This is a genomic window from Arthrobacter sp. Soil764, assembly GCF_001428075.1.
Taxonomy (GTDB): domain Bacteria; phylum Actinomycetota; class Actinomycetes; order Actinomycetales; family Micrococcaceae; genus Arthrobacter.
In genome coordinates this window covers 24,380-47,138 of record NZ_LMSI01000022.1, presented here as the reverse complement: position 1 = coordinate 47,138, position 22,759 = coordinate 24,380, and the positions used below count along the sequence as shown (strand labels likewise).

Below are 22,759 nucleotides of genomic sequence, written 5' to 3'. Positions count from 1 at the left end.
TCAGGTCCAACGCGAACGGCCCCCGGATCGGAAGGATCCGGGGGCCGCCACTGCGGGTGTTAAGGACTAGGCCTTGGCCTCTGCCGTGGCGTCCTCAGCCTCGACAACCTCGGCCTCGGGGGCTTCGGTTGCGTCAGCGTCGGCTGCCTCTGCAGCGGGGGCTTCCTCGCCGCCGGGGCGGACGAAGTCGCTGAGGTCAACAGTGTTGCCCTCGGTGTCGGTCACCGTGGCCTGGCCCAGGACAACAGCCAGTGCCTTGCGGCGGCGGACCTCGGAAACCATCATGGGGACCTGGCCGCTCTGGTCGATGATCTGGGCGAACTGGTTGGGGTCCATGCCGTACTGGCTGGCGGTGGTGACGATGTAGTCGATCAGCTCGTTCTGGCTGACGTTGACTTCTTCCTTTTCGGCGATGGCGTCAAGGATGATCTCGTTCTGGAAAGCGCGGGCCGTGTTGGCGCGGACCTCTTCGCGGTGCTCCTCGGTGTCGTGCTCGCCGTCTCCGTGGCCGTTGCCCTCCTGGAAGTGGGCTTCGAGCTGCTCTTCGACCACCGAGTCCGGAACGGGAACCTCAACCAGTTCAACCAGCTTGTCCAGGACCTTGTCGCGGGCCTCAACGCCCTGCTCCACGATCTTGGAGTCGGCGGCCTGCTTGGCCAGGTCCTCGCGGAGTTCGGCGAGGGTGTCGAATTCGGAGGCGAGCTGGGCGAAGTCATCGTTCGCCTCGGGCAGTTCGCGCTCCTTGACGGCCTTCACCACAACCTTGACCTGGGCGGCTTCGCCGGCGTGGTCGCCGCCAACCAGGGTGGTGTCGAAGATGGCGTCCTCGTCGGCGCTGAGGCCGGTCACGGCCTCGTCCATGCCTTCGAGCATGGTTCCGGCGCCAACCTGGTAGGACAGTCCGGCAGCGGAGTCCACTTCCTCGCCGTCGATCGTGGCGGTGATGTCGATGGTGAGGAAGTCACCGTCGGCTGCGGGACGGTCCACGGACTTCAGCGTGCCGAAGCGGCCGCGCAGTTCATCCAGGGCCTTGTCCACGTCGGCTTCGGAGGATTCCGCAGCCGCAACCTGGACCTCGATGCCGGCGTAGTCCGGGAGCTCGATCTCGGGACGGACGTCAACCTCAGCGGCGAACTTCAGGCCGCCGTCGGTCGCGGAGGGATCGGGAACCTCGGTGATCTCAACCTCGGGGCGGCTGAGGGGGCGGATGCCCGACTCCTGCACGGCGGCCTGGTACCAGCCGTTGAGGCCGTCATTGATGGCCGTCTCCAGGACGTAGCCGCGACCGACGCGCTGGTCGATGAGCTTGGCAGGAACCTTGCCCTTGCGGAACCCGGGAACCTGGATCTGCGACGCAACAGTCTTGTAGGCCGAGTCGATGCTGGGCTTCAGTTCCTCAAAGGGGACCTCAACATTGAGCTTGACCCGCGTGGGGGTGAGGTTCTCGACAGCGCTCTTCACGGTCTAAGTACTCCTGGGTTGTGGGATTGGTTTCTGCTAACGCAATGGATCTCCAGGCCTACCGGACCTGGTCACGCAGAGTCGGGGTGACAGGATTTGAACCTGCGACTTCCTGCTCCCAAAGCAGGCGCTCTAGCCAAGCTGAGCTACACCCCGTAAGTGCACAGGCAAGTCTACGGTGATACGCGCCGCGAATGCACATTTGACACGTAGGCCATGGATTAGGTTTAGTTGTATCCGGCTTGAACAGCCAGCCCGGAGTTTCCGCGAAAAACGGATCTTCCTTCGGGGACGTAGCTTAATGGTAAAGCCTCAGTCTTCCAAACTGATTACGCGGGTTCGATTCCCGTCGTCCCCTCCATAGAGAACATGAAGGCCCCTCCGCGGAGGGGCCTTTTCGTGTTCAGGCAGGAGCCGTCGTGGGGCGCTTTGGCAGCGCCAGGGCAAGAATGTACGACGGCGGGCGGCGTGTCCGTGTCGAAGTGCCCCGTTTCCGCGTGCATGAAGGAGATTGGCTAGTCCCGCGGCTGTTGGCAGTACGGGCACCAGTAGAGGTTCCGCCCGGCCAGGTCGGCGATGAGCACGATGGTGCGGCACACCCTGCAGGGCAGGCCGTGCCGTTTGTAGACGAAGTGGGCGTCATCCCGGCCGGGGAAGTGGGCGCTTTTGGCCGGCACCGGCGCCCCGGCTGCGGCGGCCTTGGCCGCGGTGGTGCCATCGAGGGCCCAGTATTTCGGTGGCGTGGTGATGATGCGGCCGTCCGCCACGCCGTCGCCCATAACGGCAACAATGTCGCGCCACAGCTTCCGGGCGTCGCTGTCCGGGAGTGACGTTCCGGGCAGCCAGGGGTCCAGCCGACGGCGGAACAGGACTTCCGCGCGGTAGACGTTCCCGACGCCGGCAATCACCTTCTGGTCCATCAGCAGGGCGGCCAGCGGCGTCTTCCGCGCCTGGACGTTGGCAGCAAAGCGGCCCGCGTCGCCGCGGAGGTTGCGCAGCGGATCAGGTCCCAGCCGCGCAAGCACGGCTCCGGCTTCTGCCGCAGTGATGGTTTCGCAGGTAGTGGCCCCCCGAAGATCTGCCCAGCCGTGGCTCCCGGCGAGCCGGACCCGCACGGCCCCGACGGGCGCCGGCGGGCCCGCGTAAGGCGCGCCCCCGCCGTCGTCCCCGTCAGCGAAGGCCTCCTGCTCGCCGACGCGCCGCGGCGCACCAATGCTGGAGGCCCCGGTGAAGGTGCTGTCGCCGCCGAAGCTCCAGGCGCCGTACAGGCCAAGGTGGACGTGCAGCACCAACGCGTTGTCGAAATGCAGGAACAGGTGCTTTCCGTGCGCCTCGGCACCGAGCAGGGTATGCCCGTCCAGCAGCGCCGCTCCCCCGCTGAACCTGCCCTGGGGGCTGGAAACGGCAAGCGTGTCACCCGCGAAGACGTCGCCGAACTGGCGCGCGAGCCTGCGGACGGAATGGCCCTCAGGCACTACTCGATGACCTCGCCGGTTGCCTCGTAGGCCGCAATCTTGCCGATCCTGCGCACATGGCGCTCGTCATTGCTGAACGGCTCGGACAGGAACGCCTCGATCAGCTCGGTGGCTTCTTCCACCGTGTGCTGGCGTCCGCCAACAGCCACCACGTTGGCATCGTTGTGTTCACGGGCCAGTGTGGCGGTGGAAAGGTTCCACGCGAGGGCTGCGCGGACGCCCTTGACCTTGTTGGCCGCGATCTGCTCACCGTTGCCCGAACCGCCCAGCACGATGCCAAGGGCGTGGACACCCGCCTGCTGGTCTGCGACCACAGCGAGGGCAGCGTTGATGCAGAAGGAAGGGTAGTCGTCCTGGGCGTCGTACACCTTGGGCCCGTGGTCCACCACCTCGTATCCCTTGCCGGTCAGGTGGGACACCAGATGGGCGCTGAGCTCCATGCCTGCGTGGTCGGTGGCGATGTGGACCCGCGGGAAGGCAGGGGAAGAAGTCACGTGCAAAGTCCGTTCGGTTGTGGGAGCTGGCGGCCCGCCGTGTGGAGGCCGGAACGACACCGATAAGGATACTAGGAACGGCCCCGCTCAGGACTCCGGAAGCCCTGCGGCGGGTGGAGTGTTCCCGCCGCCGCGGGCCCGGGCGGCCACCCGGGTGAGGACTTCGGCCAGCCGCGCGGCGGAGTCCCGGCTGCCGCCGCTGACGGCCAGGCGCTGGCCGTCGGTCTTGCTCACGACGACGGCGGGGCCGCTGCTGACCAGCATGGCGGCGGTCCCGCGGTGGTGCCGGTAGCCCCACCCGCCATAGTCCGCAGCCCGCACTTCAGCGGCGCTGGCATCCGAAATGGCACCGGCCGGCACATCCATGACGGGGACTACTCCGGCCAGCAGGACCTTCAGCCCGCGCCGGTCCGCCCGGATCCGGGCGAAGAGGAACGCGGCCCCGATGAGGGCCAGGGCCACCAGCAGGATTCCCAGCCACGGCACCGCCAGGGCGATGAGGGCCGCCGGGAAGAGAGAGGCAATGGCGATCATGACAAAGACCGAACTCCTGGCGTGGACCCAGAGCCGGATACTGTCCCGGGCAAGGTCGGGATCGAGTTCCCTGGTGATGGCGGCCTGCAGCGCCCGGTCGTCGTCAGGCGACCATTGCCGGTCGGCCTTGTAGACCATGGCCATGGCGACGCCCAGCGACACGGCCGCGCCGCTGCCGAGGGCGAGGACTGTCATGTCCACGTGGGACTGCCGGGCGTCGTCCAGCCCGGTTTGGCCGATCAGCCCTGCGGCAAGGGCGGAGGTAATGAACAGGCTCAGGAACAGCCCGGCCCCCATCATGATCCTGCGCATCATCACCGGCCTGCCCAGCGGGACGGCCTGCAGCAGGACCAGCCAGCCCGCGAGCACAATGAATGCGGCGCCGACGCCCACGTAGGCGCCGAAGGGCGCGAAGTTGGCACCGCCGTCGTCCGTCCACTGGATGGCGAGCGGCTCCGGAAGGTCCGGGCGCAGCAGCGACGCGCAGTAGACGAAGGCGGCGGCCAGGACGAGGGGGAACCCGACGGCGAAGCGCAGGGCCTTGGTATCCACCGAATCCAGCAGCTTTCCCATGTATTTAACGCTACCCCTGCGGCCGCCCGGCCAACCGTCCTGAGGGCAACGGAGGCGGCTGTGAGCTGCGCAACTTGCCAAGGATCCCAAGGATGAAAGAATGCATCACAGTGCCGGAACCGGGACCACCGGCCGGCAGCCGAACTTTTCTGGAGGCCCTCCTTTGCCAGGTATGAACCTGACGCGCGCCGAAGCCCGTGAGCGCGCCGAACTGATCACCGTCGAGTCCTACGATGTCAGCCTGGACCTGACCCGCGGCGGAGAGGTCTTTGGCAGTACCACCACCGTGAAATTCACGGCATCGCCCGGCGCAGCCAGCTTCATCGATGCCGTGACCCGGGCCGTGCACAGCGTGACCCTGAACGGCACCAGCCTCGATCCCGCCACCGTGTCCGACGGAGTACGGATCCAGCTTCCGGACCTGGCGGAGCACAACGAACTGACCGTGGTGGCCGACATGCCCTACATGAACACCGGCGAAGGCCTGCACCGGTTCGTGGACCCGGTGGACAACGAGGTCTACCTGTACACCCAGTTCGAAGTTCCCGACTCGCGCCGGATGTTCGCCGTCTTCGAGCAGCCGGACCTGAAGGCAAGCTTCGCCTTCACCGTCACGGCGCCGTCCCACTGGGACGTTGTCTCCAACTCCCCCACCCCGGAGCCCGTGCCGGCCACTCCCGGCGAGGACGGCACGGCCAGGTCCGTGTGGACGTTCGCGCCGACACCCCGCCTGTCCTCCTACGTCACGGCCCTGATTGCCGGTCCGTACCAGTCCGTCCGCAGCGAGGTCACCAGCTCGGACGGGCGCGTCATCCCGCTCGGCGTCTTTGCGCGGAAGTCGCTGATGCAGTTCCTGGATGCAGAGAACATCTTCGAACTCACGCGGCAGGGCTTCGGGTTCTTCGAGGAACAGTTCGGCTGCCCCTACCCCTTCGAAAAGTACGACCAGCTGTTCGTGCCGGAATTTAATGCCGGCGCCATGGAGAACGCCGGGGCCGTGACCATCCTGGAAGGCTACGTTTTCCGCAGCAAGGTCACCGGCGCCCAGATCGAGCGCCGCGCCATCACCGTGCTCCACGAACTGGCGCACATGTGGTTCGGCGACCTGGTGACCATGCGGTGGTGGAACGACCTGTGGCTCAACGAATCCTTCGCCGAGTACATGTCCCACCTGGCAGCGGTGGAAGCCACCTCCTTCACCAGCGCCTGGACCACCTTTGCCTCGGTGGAGAAGTCCTGGGCGTACCGACAGGACCAGCTGCCCACCACGCACCCGATCTTCGCCGAGATCAACGACCTGCAGGACGTTGAGGTTAACTTTGACGGCATCACCTACGCCAAGGGCGCCTCAGTGCTCCGGCAGCTGGTGGCCTGGGTTGGCCCCGAACAGTTCATGGCCGGCGTCCGCGAGTATTTCGCCAAGCACTCCTGGCAGAACACCGAACTCCAGGACCTGCTGGTGGAGCTGGAGAAGGCCAGCGGCCGGGACCTGGACGACTGGGGCCGGCAGTGGCTGGAAACCGCTGGCGTCAACACGCTGAGCCCGGAGCTGGACGTGGACCCGGTTGGCGCGCTGCGGTCCTTCGCGATCCTGCAGTCCGCGGTGCCCGAGTGGCCCACCATCCGCCCCCACCGCCTTGCCGTGGGCTTCTACAACCTGGACGACGGCGGCAAGCTCACCCGGGTGCACCGTGAGGAACTGGATGTCGACGGCGAACGCACCGAAGTGCCGGAACTGGCCGGCATGGCACAGCCGGACCTCATCCTCATCAATGACGACGACCTGGCCTACGCCAAGGTGCGGCTTGATCCGAAGTCCCTGGCCACCGCCACCGCCCACCTCAAGGATTTCGGTGACAGCCTGCCCCGGACCCTGGTGTGGAACTCCGCCTGGGACGCCGCCCGTGACGGCGAGACTCCTGCCCGGAAGTACGTGGAGCTGATCCTGTCCAACGTCGCCGCGGAAACGGACTCCTCCGTGATCCTGGTCCAGCTGCGCCAGCTGGCCACAACCCTCAACTTCTATGTGGCCGAAGACCACCGGGAAGCCACGGCGGTTGCCGCCGTGGATCGGCTGTGGGACCTGGCTTCGACGGTTCCCGGCGGGTCCGACGCCCAGCTGCAGTTCATCAAGTCCTTTGCGCTGCTGGCGCGGAGCGCGTCCCAGCTGGACCGGGTGGCAGGCCTCCTGGACGGTTCGGTAGTCCTGGACGGGCTGGCCGTGGACCAGGACCTGCGGTGGGAACTCGTGGCATCCCTGGTGGCTGGCGGCCGGATGGGGCAGGACGGGATCGATGCCGAGCTGGCGCGGGACAACACCTCCAGCGGTCAGAATGCGGCGGCGCTGGCCAAGGCGGCCATCCCCACCCCGGAGGCGAAGGCCGCGGCCTGGGAGTCCATCGTGGTCAAGGGCGAGCTGTCCAACGCGCTGCAGGGATCGGCGGTAGCGGGCTTCATGCGCGTGCTGGACCGCACGCTGCTGGAACCGTACTCGGAAAAGTACTTCGCGGCCGTGCCGGGCATCGTGGCAACCCGGACCCACGCACTCGCCCAGCAGATCGTCGTCGGCCTCTACCCGGCGCTGCTGACCACGCAGGCCACCATTGACCGGACGGACGGGTTCCTGGCGTCGCTGCCGGCGGAAAGCGCCGCGCTGCGGCGGATGATGCTGGAGAACCGCGACGGCGTTGCGCGCGCCCTGCGTGCCCGGGCCGCCGATGTTGTCCAGGACGGCAGTCCGCAGTGAGTCTTGATCAGCACCGGTATGCGCTGACGGTCCAGTGGACCGGCAACCGGGGTGACGGTACCTCGTCCTACCGGGCCTACTCCCGGGACCACGACGTTCTCATTCCGGGCCTGCCGGTCCTTCGGGGCTCCGCGGATCCGACGTTCCACGGGGACGGGGAACGCTACAACCCCGAACAGCTCCTGCTGGCCGCGCTGGCGCAGTGCCACATGCTGTCCTATCTGCATGTGGCGGTGAAGCACGGGGTAGTGGTCACGGACTACCGGGACGAGGCCACCGGGCTGATGCGGCTGAACCGGGACGGCAGCGGCCAGTTCGAGCGGGTGGTGCTGCATCCGCACGTTACGGTGGCCGACGCCGGCCAGGCCGGCCTGGCGGCGTCCCTGCACCACGAGGCGAACCAGGTCTGCTTCATCGCGCGCAGCGTGAATTTCCCGGTGGAGCACCAGCCGGTGACGGTGGCTGCTTAGGCTCTGCCTCCGGTGTGGAGCATCTCCACGAGGCGCCGTTCCGTGGCGGGTGACAGGCCGGCGTTCCGGGGCCGGTCCAGCCCGCGGCTGCATTCATCGTCCAACGTGGCGGCCAGGGTTTCCCGCCAGGGCCGAAGCACCATTCCTGCGGCCTTGGCGTTCCGGTTGCTGCGGGCCATGAAGCCATCGTGGCCGGGCGGGAGCCAGAGCGGCAGGGACTCCGGTCCGGACCAGTAGTTGACGCCCTGTTCCACCAGCCACTCTTCATCGGCGGTGATGATGGTGCTGTTCGTGCCGGACGCTTGGTGGGAGGCGCTGATGAGTTCGGCAAAAGGCACTAGATCCCCCATGGCGTTCAGGGGGCCGGTGATCCCCTCCTCCGCCGCGAGCAGGATCCAGGCCGCCAGGTCACGGACGTCGATCACCTGCGTGGGGCGGTGCCCGATAGCCGGGACCAGCACCGGCCCGGAGTTGCAGGCAAAGCGGCCAGGCCAGTAGCCGTAGCGGTCGGTGGGATCGCCCGGGCCGCTGATCAGACCCGCCCGGCACAGGTGCGCCCTGCCGTTTGTTGCATTGCGGGTTGCCTCTTCGATGGCCACCTTGGACTCGCCGTAGTTTTCCGGGGTGGACGTCTCCCCTGGAGCGAGCGCCGGCAGCAGCTCCGCGTCTTCCGCCGCTCCCGGGAGGGAGTGGTCAGCGTACGCCGAGCAGCTGGAAACAAAGGTCCAATGCCCCGCTTTCTCCGCGAGGCCGGCCAGTGCCTGCCGGGCAGGTTCGGGATCCCGCGCCACTTCGACCACCGCATCCCATTCGCCGGCGACTTCCGAGTAGGCGGCCGGACCCGTTGAGCGGTCCGCCCTGACCCAATGGGCGCCCTGCGGCGGTTCGGCCGATGTTCCCCGCGCCAGGCACGTCACGTCATGGCCTGCGGTAACCGCTTTGCCGGCGATTTCCCTGGAGAGGAAGGCGGTTCCGCCGAGGATGAGAATGCGCATTGCCCTACGCTACGGGGGCTAGGGTTGAAAGAGAACAGAGCAATATCGCTAGGAGCTATTTCCACCCATGGTCAGCATGTTGTCCATCCTTCCCCCCGCCAACACCCAGCCGGACGGCATCAGCGTCCCGGGCATTGTGATCAGTCTGGGCATCGGCGTCGCCGTCTGGCTGGTAGCCACTTTCATCATCTCGCGCATCACCAGGCGCATCGCTACCGGCAGCAATTTCTTCAAGAAGCCCATGTTCAAATGGGTGGCGCCGGCCATCCGCGCCCTGGACCATGAGCGGCGGGTGCAGCGCGCCGAAACCATCGGTTCGCTGCTGAACAGCGTGGTGGGCGTGCTGGTGGTGATCATCACCGGGATGTACGTGCTGCAGAACCTCGACATCGACATCACTCCGCTGCTGACCAGTGTGGGCATCCTGGGTGTTGCCATTGGCTTCGGCGCCCAGCAGCTGATCCGCGACTTCCTGGCCGGCATCTTTATTACCATTGAAGACCAGTACGGGATCGGCGACATTATCGAAACCAGCGAAGTGGTGGGCGTGGTGGAGTCCATGGGTTTGCGGATCACCCGCGTCCGTTCCGACGACGGCGCCATCTGGTACCTGCGCAACGGTGAGATCCTCCGGGTGGGCAACCGCTCGCAGGGACGGTATGTTCCGCTGCACGAGTCCGACGACGGGACCACCGACCAGGGCTCGGCCCATGTTGATACCAAGAAGACAGACCAGAAAGCCGGGGAATAGCATGTCACTTCCCATCGAACCGCGCCCGGGGCAGCGGCCCCAGTTGATGCAGAACGATCCCTTCAGCAAGCCGGGCTACACCGACAGCTTCTATGATGCAGTGGGCGGCCACGAGACGTTCGTGAAGCTCATAGATGTCTTTTACGACGGCGTGGCCACCGATCCGCTGCTCCGCCCGATGTATCCGGAGGAGGACCTGGCCCCGGCAAAGCGCCGGTTCCTGATGTTCCTGGAGCAGTACTGGGGCGGTCCCACCACATATGGCGAGGAGCGCGGCCACCCGCGCCTGCGCATGCGGCACATGCCGTTCAAGGTGACGCCCGAGGCCAAGGACCGCTGGCTTTTCCACATGCGCACCGCCGTGGACGCCCTGGAGCTGCCGCCGCTGTACGAGGGCACGTTGTGGGAGTATATGGAGCGGGCGGCGCTGTCCATGGTGAACAGCGCCTCGGAGGCCTGAACCCCTCCCGGACCGCGGCCTGGAATGGTCCTGGCCGCCTTGAGCTACAGCAGGCCGCTGCCGGTCCGTGCCAGGACGTGCCCGCGTGAACCGGTCAGCCGGAACCAGCGGCCGGCGCGGTACAGCTTCTGGTCGCCGTCGGCCAGGAAGCCCAGCGCGAAAGCTGCAAAAGCCGCTCCCGCGGGCAGGCCTGTGCCGTCCAGTTCCCGGCCCCAAACGGCAGCCCGGGCATTGTTGACGATGAGTGCGCCCGGTTTGTCCGGCACAATGCCCGCGACTTCCGCGATGCCGCCTTCAGCCGCTGCCCGCAGGGTAGCGTCACTGACAGCCCCCAGCAACTCCCATCCGCCCCGTGGGGCGCCCACTCCCGTCCACGATTCGGTGACGGTGGTGGGCGGAACGGGCAATTCGACGTCGTTCTCCCCCGCCCGTGCCAGCCGGTCCAGGACGGCGGACAGGGCAACGGTGACATCCGTTGCGGATGATTCCGCAAGCGCGATGGTGCGCAGGCCCAGGATGGTGGGGGTCGATTCGCCCAGCAGCCGGGGCCGGAGGACACACACGTAGGCGGCCAGCACGGAACCGGCGGCCTGCAGGCGGATGGCGCCGTCGTCGATGGCCTTGGCCCTGGTGGCGAACGTCCTCAGGTCGGCAAGATCCCGGGGATCGGCGAAACGGAAGGACGAGGTGAGAAGTTCAGACACACCTAAACACTACCGGCTGCGCTCCGGTTGAGTGGCTCCCCGGGCGCCGTCTAGAGTCGGACCATGACTGAAGCCGAAGCCGGACTCCTGGCCCCGCCAAGCGGAGACCCCACCTCATCGCTGATCGAACTGCTGGACCTTGGTGAGCTTGAGGGCGCCCGGACGGACGAGGACATTTTCCTGGGCCCCTCACAGCAGCAGCCGCACCACAGGGTGTTCGGCGGGCAGGTCCTGGCACAGTCACTCGTGGCGTCCATCCGCACAGTGGATCCTGAACGTTTTGTCCACTCCATGCACGGGTATTTCCTGCGGCCGGGGGACGCCAACAAGCCCATTACCTTCGGTGTGCAGCGGCTGCGCGACGGCCGGTCCTTTTCCGCCCGGCGCGTCCACGCCTACCAGGACGGGGTACCCATCCTGTCCATGATTGCCTCTTTCCAGGGCGAGGACGCAGGGATTGAGCATTCGCTGGCAATGCCGGAAGGAATCCCGGACCCCGAATCATTGCCCAGCACCGCTGACCTGCTGGGAAGGTTCGACCATCCCGTGGCGCGGCACTGGGCCTATGAGCGGCCCTTCGACATCCGGCACGTCGATCCTCCGCTGTACGTTTCGGCCGAGGGACCGCGGGAGGCCCGCAACGCCGTCTGGATGAAGACGTTCGGCCCCATGCCGGACAACACCAACCTGCACCGCGCCGCCCTGGCCTACGCCAGCGACTACACCCTGCTCGAGTCCGTCCTTCGGCGGCACGGGCTGAGCTGGATCACCCCGGGCATGAACGTTGCCAGCCTGGACCATGCAATGTGGTGGCACCGCCCGGCGCGCGTGGATGAATGGCTGCTCTACGTCCAGGAGTCCCCCAGCGCGCAGGGCGCACGCGGCCTGGCCACCGGCAGGATCTTCAGCCGGGACGGCCAGCATGTGGCCACCGTGGCGCAGGAGGGAATGGTGCGCGTTCCCGCCGACCCGGCGGACACGTAGGACCCGCGCCCCGCCACTGGCCCCACGGCTGGCGCCGGCGGGGCATCCTTGCACGGGAAAGGCCGGCACCCGATCAGTCCAGATCAAGTGCCGGCCTTCCTCTATATGCTTTACGGCCGCTGCCGGTCGCCGGTCGGCTAGTCCCGGGTCAGGCGGCGGTGGGTGACGCGGTGCGGCTTGGCAGCGTCGGGACCCAGGCGCTCCACTTTGTTCTCCTCGTAGGATTCGAAGTTGCCCTCGAACCAGTACCACTTGGAGGGGTTCTCCTCGTCACCTTCATAGGCCAGGATGTGGGTGGCCACCCGGTCCAGGAACCACCGGTCGTGGGAGACCACCACGGCGCAGCCGGGGAACTCGAGCAGCGCGTTTTCCAGGCTGCTGAGGGTTTCGACGTCGAGGTCGTTGGTGGGCTCATCGAGGAGCAGCAGGTTTCCGCCCTGCTTCAGGGTCAGGGCCAGGTTCAGCCGGTTCCGCTCACCACCGGACAGGACACCGGCCTTCTTCTGCTGGTCCGGGCCCTTGAAGCCGAAGGCGGCCACGTAGGCGCGGGACGGCATTTCGACGTTGCCCACCTGGATGAAGTCGAGTCCGTCGGAGACGACCTCCCACAGGGTCTTGTTGGGGTCGATGCCGCCGCGGCTCTGGTCGGCGTAGGAAATCTTGACGGAGTCGCCGATCTTGAGATCGCCGCCGTCCAGCGGTTCCAGGCCGACGATCGTCTTGAACAGCGTGGTCTTGCCCACGCCGTTGGGGCCGATGACGCCCACGATGCCGTTGCGGGGCAGGGTGAAGGACAGCCCGTCGATCAGTGTCCGGTCTTCAAAGCCCTTCTGGAGGTTCTTCGCCTCCAGCACCAGGCCGCCCAGGCGGGGTCCCGGCGGGATTTGGATCTCCTCGAAGTCAAGCTTGCGGGTACGGTCCGCTTCGGCGGCCATTTCCTCGTAGCGGGCCAGGCGGGCCTTCGACTTGGTCTGGCGGCCCTTGGCGTTGGACCGGACCCACTCAAGTTCCTCTGCGAGGCGCTTGGCCTGCTTGGCATCCTTCTTGCCCTGGATCTCCAGGCGGGCGCGCTTCTTCTCCAGGTAGGTGGAGTAGTTGCCTTCGTACGGGTAGAGGTGGCCGCGGTCCACTTCGGCGATCCATTCCGCGACGTGGTCCAGGAAGTACCGGTCGTGGGTGACGGCGAGAACGGCGCCGGGGTAGCTGGAAAGGTGCTGCTCAAGCCACAGCACGCTCTCGGCGTCCAGGTGGTTGGTGGGTTCGTCGAGGAGCAGCAGGTCTGGCTTCTGCAGGAGGAGCTTGCAGAGCGCCACGCGGCGGCGCTCACCGCCGGACAGGTTGGTGACATCGGCATCGGCCGGCGGGCACCGGAGGGCGTCCATGGCCTGCTCCAGCTGGGAATCAAGATCCCAGGCGTCGGCGGCGTCGATGGCCTCCTGCAGCTTGCCCATCTCCTCAAGGAGGGTGTCATAGTCAGCATCGGGGCTGGCCATTTCCTCGGAGATCTCGTTGAAGCGCTGGATCTTGCCGTAAATTTCGCCCACACCTTCCTGGACGTTGCCCAGGACGGTCTTTTCCTCGTTCAGGGGCGGTTCCTGGAGCAGGATACCCACGCTGTAGCCGGGGCTGAGCCGGGCCTCACCGTTGGAGGGCTGGTCCAGCCCTGCCATGATCTTGAGGATGGTGGACTTACCGGCACCGTTCGGGCCCACAACACCAATCTTGGCGCCCGGGAAGAAGGACATGCTTACGTCATCAAGGATGAGTTTTTCGCCAACGGCCTTGCGGGCCTTGGTCATTGTGTAGATAAATTCCGCCATGGTCTCAAATCTAGTGGGTTGGCGGGCAGATCTCACATTTGCAGCGGACCGGTGGGCTGGATCAGGAGCCCACGAAGCACTTGCCGTTGGCCAGTACCGGAAGGACTGTAACGGTCACCGCGCCTTCACGCACCTGCCCAATGATGCAGTCCTTGCCCTGCAGCACCGCCGCTTCGATGGCATCCGCCTCCAGCCCGGTGGGAGTCCGGCTTTGCGAGACCTGCAGCACTGCCGGTGCGATGCCGGCTCCGGTCAGGGCGTCACTGACCTGTGCAGTGGCCGGTTTCGGCGTTCCCGTGGCGAGTTTGGTCAGGGTATCCGTCACCGTTTGTTTCACCGTGTCGGTTGCGGCAGCGGCCGCTGACGCACCGTGGGATGTGTTGGCCAGCGGTTCACCACTGGCGCCGGCGCCTTGCACCGCAGGGTCTGTGGCCGGCACGGTTGGCCCGTTCGCATCAGGGCCGGCAGCCGTGGCGGGAGCCGATGTCCCGCCGCTGCCGCCCTCGATTGCCGCTCCGTCCCCGGAGGGACCGGCAGCACAGCCTGACAGGAGACTGGCCAGGACGGCGCATGCCAGTGCTGCACCGGCGCGGTTGTTCTGCCAGCGGTAAGGGGTGGGATGCATGGTGTCATTGTGCCATGGTGCCGCCGGAGGGGCGGGGCGGCTGGGATCCGCAGTGGCCGCGGGTACAGCGGGCGTGGATGGCCAGTCGAGCGCCGGGAAACGTCGGCTGGGATTTCCACGTCAGCCGGCAAGCCGGCAACCGGTTTGGCGGCGTCCTGGATTGGCCGGGCGGGCGGAGGACGGCCGGGGGTGCCGCCGCTCCGCCCGTCCGGGACTGGATGGGAACGTTGATACCTGATGCTTCTTTCCTAGACTTCGGCGAGTTCCCCCGTTTCCAGGTCAAGGGAGGCGAGGCCACCGTCGTTGTCCTCGACGACAACGGCTGCATGCCCGTGGTCGTCGGGGTTTTCGTCTTCGCGGTCCTCCGGCTCGTCCGGCTCCTGATCCACTCCGGAGATGTCCTCCGGGGCCGGTGGCTGCTCCACAAGGGAGAGCGCCGGCCTGGCAGCGGTACGGATGAAGTTTGCCGATCCAAAGGTGAGGTCGTGCCCCACAGCATCGGCGTCGATGATGGTGGAGTGGTACACCCGCCCGTCCTTCTCCCAGGTACGGATCTTCAGCTTGCCCACCACAATGACCGGCTGGCCCTTCCTGATGCTGCAGCCCAGGGTTCCCGCGAGCTGCCGGTAGCCCTGCACCGTGAACCAGTTGGTGTGTCCGTCACCCCAGGTCCTGGATTCACGGTCAAACCGACGCGTGGTGGAGCCGAGGCGGAAGGAAGCGGTTGCCACTCCCCCCGGCGTGGTTGAACTGGTTATCTCGGTGGCAACGAAGCCCCGGATGGTGATCGATTCGCTCATGTCTACGTCCTGTCTGGATGGTGGCGCCTGTAGCAGGCAAGACCAGCATCGCGCGGGACAACAGCGGGCAGGAGGTATGGGTTTTCCTATGTGGACAACGCCGATCCGGACATCGAATGTGGAGGAGGAGTGGCCACTGGATGACACGGCCCGCATCCGGGCAATGTAAACTTTTTGAGGCGCCGGCCTGAAGGCCGGAAGCCAACGCCTCAGTAGCTCAGGGGATAGAGCAGCGGCCTTCTAATCCGCCGGTCGGGGGTTCGATTCCCTCCTGGGGCACCGCGGTGCCTGGCGCCCCGGTCTTTGGACCGGGGCGCTGCGCGTTGGCGGCTATGCGTGCAGCCGGTGCGGTGCTTCCACCAGGGACCGGATCACGCTGCCGGCGGCCCCCAGCAGGGCACCCGACTCGCCCACCAGGGACACCGCCACCTGGCTGGAGTCATATTTGCCGGGCGCATACTTCTCCAGCCCCGCCAGCAACGGGGCGCGCAGCCACGGCTCGAGGACAGCGAAGTGTCCGCCAAGGACCACGGATTCTATGTTGACCACCCGCGCGGCCGAGGCAAGTGCTATCCCCAGGGAGCGGCCGGCCCGTTCGACCGCAGATACTGACCGGGGCTCCCCGGCCTGCAGCGCACGCATAAGAGCGGACATATGGGCCGAACGTGAACCCCCATCCGGGGACAGTCCCGCTGCGGCGAAGATGGCGTCCTGGCCGGCAACCGTTTCCAGGCAGCCGGTTCCCCCACACGAACAATGCCCTCCGTTAGGGTCCACCACGATATGTCCCACCTCTCCGGCGTGGCCGTGCGGTCCAGTGAACAGCTCGGATCCGATGACAATCCCGCCGCCGACGCCCACCTCGCCGGAGACGAAGAGGAAGTCAGACGCGCCGTCCGGCCGGTGCCGCAGTTCGGCAAGGGCTGCGGCATTGGCCTCGTTGAACAGTTCCACGCCCAGGGGAGCCTCGGGCAGCAGTGCTTCAAGGTCGAGGTCCACGTTGACCCAGCCCAGGTTGGGTGCGGTGAGCACCCGCGCCTGGGCAGGGTCAACCAGTCCGGGCACAGCCAGCCCGCCGCCCAGGACCTCGACGCCCTGCTCCCCCGCCCCACTCCGGACCCGGGCAGCCAGGGCTGCGAGCGCGGCCAGCACGGGCCCGTCGGGGCCGTTGCGGTTGTCGCGTTCCTGTTCCTCCCTGACCAGGACGGTCCCGGAGAGGTCCACCACGGCTGCGGAGATGTAGTCCACGTTGATTTCCATCCCCATGACGGCCCGGCTGGGGCTGAGTTCCAGCCCCACCCCCGGCCGGCCGCGCCCCTGCGGGTTGAGGCCTATCTCCCGGATGATCCCTGCGTCCAGGAGGTCCAGCACCAGGCTGGACACCGATGCCTTGGTCAGGCCGGTGGCACCGGCCACCTGGGCGCGGCTGGGGTGGGTCCCGGGCGGGAACTCGGCGATCGCGCCCAGGACCAGCGCGAGGTTGCTGCGCCGGACATCGCCCACGCTTCCGGGGGCCGAGCCTCCCGGCCCCGCCACTGCAGGCGCCGCCATCACCATCACAAACCTCCACAGGTAAGGCTTCTCGCACATTTTCCGGCTGATCCCAGCCTTGACTCTTGACCCCAGCCTACGTCCGCTCATATAGTTCAGGCAATGAACTAAAGCTTCGCAACCCCGCGGAGCGCCCGATCGCAAGGACGCATCATGACTCTCTCGCCCACCCCTGCCGACAAATTCACTTTTGGCCTCTGGACCGTCGGCTGGACCGGCGCCGATCCGTTCGGCGTCGCCACCCGCTCCCCGCTTGACCCCGTGGAAGCCGTCCACCGCCTGGCGGAGCTCGGCGCCTACGGCATCACCTTCCACGACAACGACTTGGTCCCGTTCGAGGCCTCCGCTTCGGAGCGCGACCTCATCCTCAAGAACTTCCGCGCAGCCCTGACAGAAACCGGGCTGAAAGTTCCCATGGTGACCACCAACCTCTTCAGCCACCCGGTCTTCAAGGACGGCGGCTTCACCTCCAACGACCGGTCGATCCGCCGGTTCGCACTGTCCAAGGTCCTGCGCAACATCGACCTGGCCGCTGAGCTCGGCGCCGAAACCTTTGTGATGTGGGGCGGCCGGGAAGGCAGCGAATACGACGGCTCCAAGGACCTCGCCGCCGCCCTGGACCGCATGAAGGAAGGTGTGGACACCGCCGCCGGCTACATCAAGGACAAGGGCTACAACCTGCGGATCGCACTGGAGCCCAAGCCGAACGAGCCCCGCGGCGATATCTTCCTGCCCACCGTGGGCCACGGCCTGGCCTTTATTGCCCAGCTTGAGCACGGCGACATCGTGGGCCTGAACCCCGAAACCGGACACGAGCAGATGGCCGGGCTGAACTTCACCCACGGCATCGCCCAGGCCCTGTGGGCCGGGAAGCTCTTCCACATCGACCTCAACGGCCAGCGCGGCATCAAGTACGACCAGGACCTCGTCTTCGGCCACGGCGACCTCACCAGCGCCTTCTTCACCGTGGACCTCCTCGAGAACGGCTTCCCGGGCGGTGGCCCGAAGTACGACGGCCCCCGGCACTTCGACTACAAGCCCTCACGCACGGATGGCTACGACGGCGTGTGGGAATCCGCGAAGTCCAACATGGCCATGTACCTGCTGCTGAAGGAACGGGCGCTGGCCTTCCGGGCGGACCCCCAGGTCCAGGAAGCCCTCAAGACCTCCGGCGTTTTCGAGCTCGGCGAGCCCACCCTCGGCGCCGGCGAAACCACCGCCGACCTGCTGGGCGACACCACGGCATTTGAGGACTTCGACGCCGACAAGGCCGCCGAACGCTCCTTCGCGTTCGTCCGCCTCAACCAGCTCGCCATCGAGCACCTCCTGGGCGCCCGCTAGCCGTCCAAGACCCGCTGCGGGGCCGGGAGACAATCCAGGCCCCGCAGCGTTTCCATTCCTGCACAAAGAAAAGAACACCATGCCGCTCGTAGCCGGAGTAGACAGCTCCACCCAGTCCTGCAAGGTAGTCATCCGCGATGCGGACACCGGGGCGCTCGTCCGCCAAGGCCGCGCCGCCCACCCTGATGGCACCGAGGTCCACCCGGACCACTGGTGGACTGCCCTGCAAAAGGCCGTGGCCGACGCCGGCGGGCTGGACGACGTCAGCGCCGTCTCCATCGGAGGCCAGCAGCACGGGATGGTCTGCCTGGACAGTGACGGTGCGGTCATCCGTCCGGCGCTGCTCTGGAACGACACCCGCAGCGCCGGCGCAGCGGCGGAACTTATCGAAAGTGCCGGCGGGGGCGATCCCGCCGTCGGCGCGCAGTACTGGGCCAAGGCCACCGGCACGGTGCCGGTCGCATCCCTGACCGTGACCAAGCTGCGCTGGCTGGCAGCCCACGAACCGGAAAACGCCGCAAAGGTGGCCGCCGTCTGCCTTCCGCACGACTGGCTTACCTGGCGGCTCGCAGGCTACGGTCCAGGCAGCGGAGAAGAAGGATTGGCCGCCTTGGCCACCGACCGCTCCGACGCTTCAGGCACCGGCTATTACTCGGCGGCGTCCGGCAGCTACCTTCCGGACGTCCTCACCGCATCCCTTGGGCACGTGCCCGTCCTCCCAAGGGTCCTCGGGCCGTTGGAAGCAGCGGGAAAGACGAAGGCAGGCGCCCTCCTGGCTGCCGGAGCCGGGGACAACGCGGCAGCCGCGCTCGGTGCCGGTGCGGGCTTGGGCGACGTCGTGATGTCCCTGGGCACGTCCGGGACCGTTTTTGCCGTCTCGGATACGCCCGCGGCAGACCCGTCGGGCCTCGTGGCGGGGTTTGCCGACGCTGCCGGGCATTACCTGCCGCTGGTCTGCACCCTGAACGCCACCCGCGTTTTCGATGCCACGGCTGCCCTGCTGGGCGTGGACCTGCCGGAGTTCAACCGGCTGGCCCTTTCGGCCGGCCCCGGCGCCGGAGGGCTTACCCTGGTGCCCTACCTGGACGGGGAGAGGACGCCCAACCTGCCCGATGCGACCGGTTCCCTGCATGGCATCACCCGGGCCAACTACACCCCCGCCAACCTGGCGCGCGCCGCCGTCGAAGGCGTGGTCTGCTCCCTGGCCGACGGCCTGGCAGCACTGCAGGCCCAGGGCGTTGAAGCCCGCCGCATCATCCTGGTGGGCGGCGGGGCACAGTCCACCGCCGTGCAGGAAGCCGCAGGGGCCCTGCTGGGAACCGTCATCACGGTGCCGCAGCCGGGTGAGTATGTTGCCGACGGCGCCGCACGCCAGGCAGCCGCGGCACTCACCGGACGTTTCCCCGCCTGGGCGGCTGACGCCGTCGACCTTCCGCAGGGGACGGACGACGGCGGCGTGCTGGCCAGGTACCGGCGGTTCGCCTCGCTGTACACCCAGGACGGCAATAAGTAGCAGAGAGTAAAAAGGACCCGGACCAGCGGTGGTGCATCCACCGCAGGTCCGGGTCCTTCCATGTGGGGCGCAGGCTCCTGCCGTGACGTAGCAGGAGCCCGCGGTCTGGACAGGACATCCAGGGCGTGTCAGGCGTACGGGAGGACAAGCTCCGCGTAGCGCTCCTTCACTGTGGCCAGGACGGTGTTGCCGTCCGTGTCCCAGATCTCCTGATTGAAGATTTCCACTTCGATGTCGCCGGTGTAGCCGGCGTCGCGCACCCAGCTGCCGATCGTGGCGAAGTCCACCACGCCGTCGCCCATGTAGCCGCGGGACAGCAAAGGATCTGCAGCGATGGGCATGTTGAAGTCGCACACCTGGTAGGAGGCGATGCGGTTTTCCCTGCCGGCGCGTTCGATCTGCGCCTTCAGTTCGGGGTCCCACCAGACGTGGAAGGTATCGACGGCGACGCCCACCGTTGAAGCGTCGAAGGGCGCTGCGAGGTCCAGGGCCTGGCCCAGGGTGGAAATGAGCGCCCGGTCCGCCGCGTACATCGGGTGCAGCGGTTCCAGCACAAGCCGCACCCCGTTTTCCTGCGCGAAGGGAACCAGGTCGGCCAGCCGGTCCGCCACGCGCCGGCGTGCCGCCACCACGTCCTTCTCCCCCGGCGCCAGCCCGCCGACCACCAGGAACAGTTCCTTGGTGTCCAGCGCAACTGCCTCGAGGATGGCGGCGCGGTTGTCAGCCAGCGCGGCGGCCTGGCCTTCGGCGTCGGCCGCAGTGAGGAACCCGCCGCGGCACAGCGAGGAGACCCGGAGCCCGGCGTCTTTGATCAGGCGGGCGGCCTTGTCCAGTCCGGCTTCCTCCACCCGGTCCCGCCACGGGCCGATGGCAGGGATCCCGGCGTTGACGCAGCCCTCCACCACCTGGGCAAGCGTCCACTTCTTGGTGGTGGCGCTGTTGATGGACAGGCGGGAGAACTCGCTCATACTCCCACCCCGTTGATCCGCAGGTAGTCGGACATCCGGAATGCAGCGAGGGCGGGGTCCTTGAGCAGGCCCGCCTGGTCGGCCAGTTCAAAGGTCCTGGCCAGGTGGCAGACCGAGCGGCCCGAGTGCAGGCCGCCCACCATTTGGAAGCCGGGCTGCTTGCCGTTGAGCCAGGACATGAACGCAATGCCGGTCTTGTAATAGAACGTGGGGGCGCTGAAGATGTGCTTGCCCAGTTCCCGGGTGGAATCCAGGATCTCCCGCGCCTTCCCGGGGTTGCCGGCGTCGTAGTTCTGCAGGGCCACCGACGCGGCCGGGTAGATCGCCGCGAAGATGCCCAGCAGGGCGTCCGAGTGATGGCTGCCGTCACCGTCGATCAGCTCCGGGTAGTTGAAGTCGTCGCCCGTGTAGAGGCGGACTCCCCCGGGCAGGGCCGCGCGAAGGGCAACCTCGTGGCTTGCATCCAGCAGCGAGACCTTGACCCCGTCCACCTTGTCAGCGTTGTCCCGGATGAGGCCAAGGAAGGTTTCGGTGGCGGCGGGAACATCATCGGAGCCCCAGTAGCCGGCCAGCGCTGGATCGAACATGGTGCCAAGCCAGTGCAGGATGACCGGCTGGTCCACCTCCTGCAGCAGGGTGGAATAAACCTTCAGGTAGTCCTCCGGTCCGCTGGCCACCCTGGCCAGGGCGCGCGAGGCCATGAGGATGACCTTCGGACCGGCCTCGGTGATGACGGCAATCTGCTCGCGGTAGGCCTCGAGCACCGCCTTGATGCCCGCTTCGCCGGAGGGCAGTGCGTCGATGTCCAGCTGGTCGGTGCCGGCGCCGCAGGAGACCAGGTCCCGGACCGATTTGCCGGCGGTGGCGGGGTTGTTGGCGGAAACCACCGAGGCGGCCTCCACTCCCGTGCGCTTGATGAGCTGCTGCGTGGCAGCCCAGTCCAGGCCCATGCCGCGCTGGGCTGTGTCCATGGCGTCGGCTACGCCCAGCCCGTAGGACCACAGTTCGTGGCGGTACGCCATGGTGGCGTCCCAGTCCAGGCGGGCAGGGGCACCGGGCGTGTTGTCAGCCAGGACCTCGGGGATGACGTGGGCGGCTGCGTAAGCGCGCCGTGCGGTCAGGGGCGCGGCGGGCCGGGCCCAGCTGGTGCCGCCCTGGAGGCGGTACTCCCTGGTGCCGCCGTCTTCGGAGGGAAGGATGAGTGAGGTCATTAGAGGGTGATCTCCGGGATGTCGATGGTGCGGCGTTCGTCGCTGGACTGCAGGCCGAGTTCGGCCAGCTGGACGCCGCGCGCGGCGGACAACAGGCCGAAGCGGTGCTCGCGGCCTGCCACCACGTCGCGGAGGAACTCTTCCCACTGCAGCTTGAAGCCGTTGTCCAGTTCGGCATTTGCGGGCACTTCCTGCCACTGGTCACGGAAGGATTCGGTGACGGGCAGGTCCGGGTTCCACACGGGCTTGGGGGTGTGGGCGCGCTGCTGGGCAACGCACTTGTTCAGGCCGGCGACGGCGGAACCGAGCGTGCCGTCCACCTGGAACTCCACCAGTTCGTCGCGGTACACGCGAACCGCCCAGGAGGAGTTGATCTGGCCGATGACCTCGTCCCCTGCGGGTGTTTCGAGCTCGAAGATGCCGTAGGAGGCGTCGTCGGCGGTGGCCTTGTATTCCTTGCCTGCCTCGTCCCAGCGTGTGGGGATGTGGGTGGCAGTCTTGGCGTTGACGCTCTTGACCTTGCCGATGATGCCCTCAAGGACGTAGTTCCAGTGGCAGAACATGTCCGTGGTCATGCCGCCGCCGTCTTCCTTGCGGTAGTTCCAGGACGGACGCTGGGCCGCCTGGATGTCACCTTCGAAGACCCAGTAACCGAACTCGCCGCGGATGGAGAGGATGCGGCCGAAGAAGCCTTCGTCCACCAGGCGGCGGAGCTTTACCAGGCCGGGGAGGTACAGCTTGTCGTGGACGACGCCTGCCGTGACGCCGGCTTCCTTGCCGATGCGGGCCAGCTCAATGGCTTCCTCGAGGGTTTCGGCCGTGGGCTTTTCGGTGAAGATGTGCTTGCCGGCCTGCATGGCCTTCTTCAGGGTGGCGGCGCGGAGGCTGGTCATGGAGGCATCGAAGACGACGTCGACAGTGGGGTCGCTGATCACGGCGTCCAGGTCGGTGGTCCATTCGGAGACCTTGTGCTTTTCCGCCAGTTCGCGGATCTTGGCCTCGTTGCGGCCCACCAGGATGGGTTCAACCTGGACCCGGGTGCCGTCCTCGAGGGTGAAGCCGCCGGCGTCGCGGATGGGAAGGATGGAGCGCAGCAGGTGCTGGCGGTAGCCCATCCGGCCGGTAATGCCGTTCATGGCGATGCGGATTGTTTTGGTTTCGAAGCCCATGTGTCCTCCACGGTGAGTGAGCAATGTATTCAAGCTGTCTGGGAAAGCGCGTTCCCACTGCTTCAATGATGCACGGCGCGCTTTCAGTTGGCAAGCGCTTTCCGGAAGTAGTTT

General features: G+C 67.0%; 20 protein-coding genes and 3 tRNA genes. 9 read left to right on the top strand and 14 right to left on the bottom strand.

All coding sequences use genetic code 11. From position 1 onward, the window contains the following. Window positions 1-66: 66 nt before the first annotated feature. Together tig and ASG86_RS15520 are read right to left on the bottom strand one after the other, a co-directional pair. Entirely contained in the window at window positions 67-1,461 is a 1,395-nt protein-coding gene (tig, locus tag ASG86_RS15525) for a trigger factor (protein WP_056336240.1), read from the bottom strand. Between the two features lie 81 nt (window positions 1,462-1,542). After that, a tRNA-Pro gene (locus ASG86_RS15520) sits at window positions 1,543-1,617 on the bottom strand. A 131-nt stretch (window positions 1,618-1,748) separates the two neighbouring features. Here ASG86_RS15520 and ASG86_RS15515 point away from each other — a divergent pair. Next, window positions 1,749-1,822 (top strand) — tRNA-Gly (locus ASG86_RS15515). Window positions 1,823-1,976: 154 nt separating this feature from the next. Here the strand turns inward: ASG86_RS15515 and ASG86_RS15510 are convergent. From ASG86_RS15510 to ASG86_RS15500, 3 genes are all read right to left on the bottom strand, one after another. Continuing rightward, window positions 1,977-2,936 carry an Fpg/Nei family DNA glycosylase gene (locus ASG86_RS15510; RefSeq protein WP_056336237.1) on the bottom strand — a complete coding sequence of 320 codons (960 nt, stop codon included), beginning with the start codon at window positions 2,934-2,936 and terminating at the stop codon, window positions 1,977-1,979. Next, the gene (locus ASG86_RS15505) at window positions 2,936-3,430 is read right to left on the bottom strand and encodes a ribose-5-phosphate isomerase (protein ID WP_056336236.1); all 495 of its coding nucleotides are present in this window, start codon (window positions 3,428-3,430) and stop codon (window positions 2,936-2,938) included. The genes ASG86_RS15510 and ASG86_RS15505 overlap by 1 nt, the downstream gene beginning before the upstream one ends. Window positions 3,431-3,517: 87 nt before the next feature. Further along, a complete protein-coding gene (locus ASG86_RS15500; RefSeq protein ID WP_056336234.1) occupies window positions 3,518-4,537 on the bottom strand; it encodes a hypothetical protein in 1,020 nt (339 codons plus the stop codon). Window positions 4,538-4,709: 172 nt separating this feature from the next. Between ASG86_RS15500 and pepN the strand changes: the two genes are divergently transcribed. Together pepN and ASG86_RS15490 are read left to right on the top strand one after the other, a co-directional pair. Further along, window positions 4,710-7,283 (top strand): aminopeptidase N, encoded by a 2,574-nt coding sequence (gene pepN / locus ASG86_RS15495; RefSeq protein WP_056336233.1) that lies wholly within the window; start codon window positions 4,710-4,712, stop codon window positions 7,281-7,283. Then, window positions 7,280-7,753 (top strand): OsmC family protein, encoded by a 474-nt coding sequence (locus ASG86_RS15490; protein ID WP_056336232.1) that lies wholly within the window; start codon window positions 7,280-7,282, stop codon window positions 7,751-7,753. The genes pepN and ASG86_RS15490 overlap by 4 nt, the downstream gene beginning before the upstream one ends. On the opposite strand, the gene ASG86_RS15485 is transcribed toward ASG86_RS15490, so the two are convergent. Further along, entirely contained in the window at window positions 7,750-8,748 is a 999-nt protein-coding gene (locus tag ASG86_RS15485; protein ID WP_056336231.1) for an NAD-dependent epimerase/dehydratase family protein, read from the bottom strand. The two genes, ASG86_RS15490 and ASG86_RS15485, sit on opposite strands and share 4 nt — an antisense overlap. 67 nt (window positions 8,749-8,815) lie before the next feature. Here ASG86_RS15485 and ASG86_RS15480 point away from each other — a divergent pair, with 67 nt between their 5' ends. Further along, window positions 8,816-9,499: a mechanosensitive ion channel family protein gene (locus ASG86_RS15480; protein WP_056336230.1), complete on the top strand. Its 684-nt coding sequence runs from the start codon at window positions 8,816-8,818 to the stop codon at window positions 9,497-9,499. Window position 9,500: 1 nt separating this feature from the next. Next, window positions 9,501-9,959, top strand: a complete 459-nt coding sequence (locus ASG86_RS15475) for a globin (protein WP_056336229.1) — start codon at window positions 9,501-9,503, stop codon at window positions 9,957-9,959. Between the two features lie 44 nt (window positions 9,960-10,003). Here ASG86_RS15475 and ASG86_RS15470 read toward each other — a convergent pair whose 3' ends face one another. After that, entirely contained in the window at window positions 10,004-10,663 is a 660-nt protein-coding gene (locus ASG86_RS15470) for a hypothetical protein (RefSeq protein WP_056336228.1), read from the bottom strand. A 63-nt stretch (window positions 10,664-10,726) separates the two neighbouring features. On the opposite strand from ASG86_RS15470, the gene ASG86_RS15465 reads away from it, so the two are divergent. Then, a complete protein-coding gene (locus ASG86_RS15465; RefSeq protein WP_056336227.1) occupies window positions 10,727-11,647 on the top strand; it encodes an acyl-CoA thioesterase in 921 nt (306 codons plus the stop codon). Between the two features lie 137 nt (window positions 11,648-11,784). Here the strand turns inward: ASG86_RS15465 and ettA are convergent, their stop codons facing one another. The 3 genes from ettA to ASG86_RS15450 form a co-directional block, all read right to left on the bottom strand. After that, a complete protein-coding gene (gene ettA / locus ASG86_RS15460; RefSeq protein WP_056336225.1) occupies window positions 11,785-13,467 on the bottom strand; it encodes an energy-dependent translational throttle protein EttA in 1,683 nt (560 codons plus the stop codon). 61 nt (window positions 13,468-13,528) lie between these two features. Continuing rightward, entirely contained in the window at window positions 13,529-14,092 is a 564-nt protein-coding gene (locus tag ASG86_RS15455) for a DUF6993 domain-containing protein (protein ID WP_056336221.1), read from the bottom strand. A 248-nt stretch (window positions 14,093-14,340) separates the two neighbouring features. After that, window positions 14,341-14,892: a single-stranded DNA-binding protein gene (locus ASG86_RS15450; protein WP_056336218.1), complete on the bottom strand. Its 552-nt coding sequence runs from the start codon at window positions 14,890-14,892 to the stop codon at window positions 14,341-14,343. Between the two features lie 206 nt (window positions 14,893-15,098). Between ASG86_RS15450 and ASG86_RS15445 the strand changes: the two genes are divergently transcribed. Then, window positions 15,099-15,171, top strand: a tRNA-Arg gene (locus ASG86_RS15445). 51 nt (window positions 15,172-15,222) lie between these two features. On the opposite strand, the gene ASG86_RS15440 is transcribed toward ASG86_RS15445, so the two are convergent. After that, a complete protein-coding gene (locus ASG86_RS15440) occupies window positions 15,223-16,449 on the bottom strand; it encodes an ROK family protein (protein WP_056336214.1) in 1,227 nt (408 codons plus the stop codon). 147 nt (window positions 16,450-16,596) lie between these two features. On the opposite strand from ASG86_RS15440, the gene xylA reads away from it, so the two are divergent. Next, window positions 16,597-17,784 (top strand): xylose isomerase, encoded by a 1,188-nt coding sequence (gene xylA, locus ASG86_RS15435; protein ID WP_056336211.1) that lies wholly within the window; start codon window positions 16,597-16,599, stop codon window positions 17,782-17,784. Window positions 17,785-17,863: 79 nt separating this feature from the next. Further along, window positions 17,864-19,297 carry a xylulokinase gene (gene xylB, locus ASG86_RS15430; RefSeq protein WP_056336207.1) on the top strand — a complete coding sequence of 478 codons (1,434 nt, stop codon included), beginning with the start codon at window positions 17,864-17,866 and terminating at the stop codon, window positions 19,295-19,297. Window positions 19,298-19,425: 128 nt separating this feature from the next. Here the strand turns inward: xylB and ASG86_RS15425 are convergent, their stop codons facing one another. From ASG86_RS15425 to ASG86_RS15415, 3 genes are read right to left on the bottom strand one after another with little or no spacing between them, the layout of a single operon-like run. Next, a complete protein-coding gene (locus ASG86_RS15425; RefSeq protein ID WP_056336205.1) occupies window positions 19,426-20,265 on the bottom strand; it encodes a sugar phosphate isomerase/epimerase family protein in 840 nt (279 codons plus the stop codon). After that, window positions 20,262-21,476 carry a dihydrodipicolinate synthase family protein gene (locus ASG86_RS15420; protein WP_056336202.1) on the bottom strand — a complete coding sequence of 405 codons (1,215 nt, stop codon included), beginning with the start codon at window positions 21,474-21,476 and terminating at the stop codon, window positions 20,262-20,264. The genes ASG86_RS15425 and ASG86_RS15420 overlap by 4 nt, the downstream gene beginning before the upstream one ends. Next, window positions 21,476-22,645: a Gfo/Idh/MocA family protein gene (locus tag ASG86_RS15415; RefSeq protein WP_056336199.1), complete on the bottom strand. Its 1,170-nt coding sequence runs from the start codon at window positions 22,643-22,645 to the stop codon at window positions 21,476-21,478. Before ASG86_RS15415 ends, ASG86_RS15420 begins: the two co-directional genes overlap by 1 nt. Window positions 22,646-22,759: the final 114 nt, after the last annotated feature.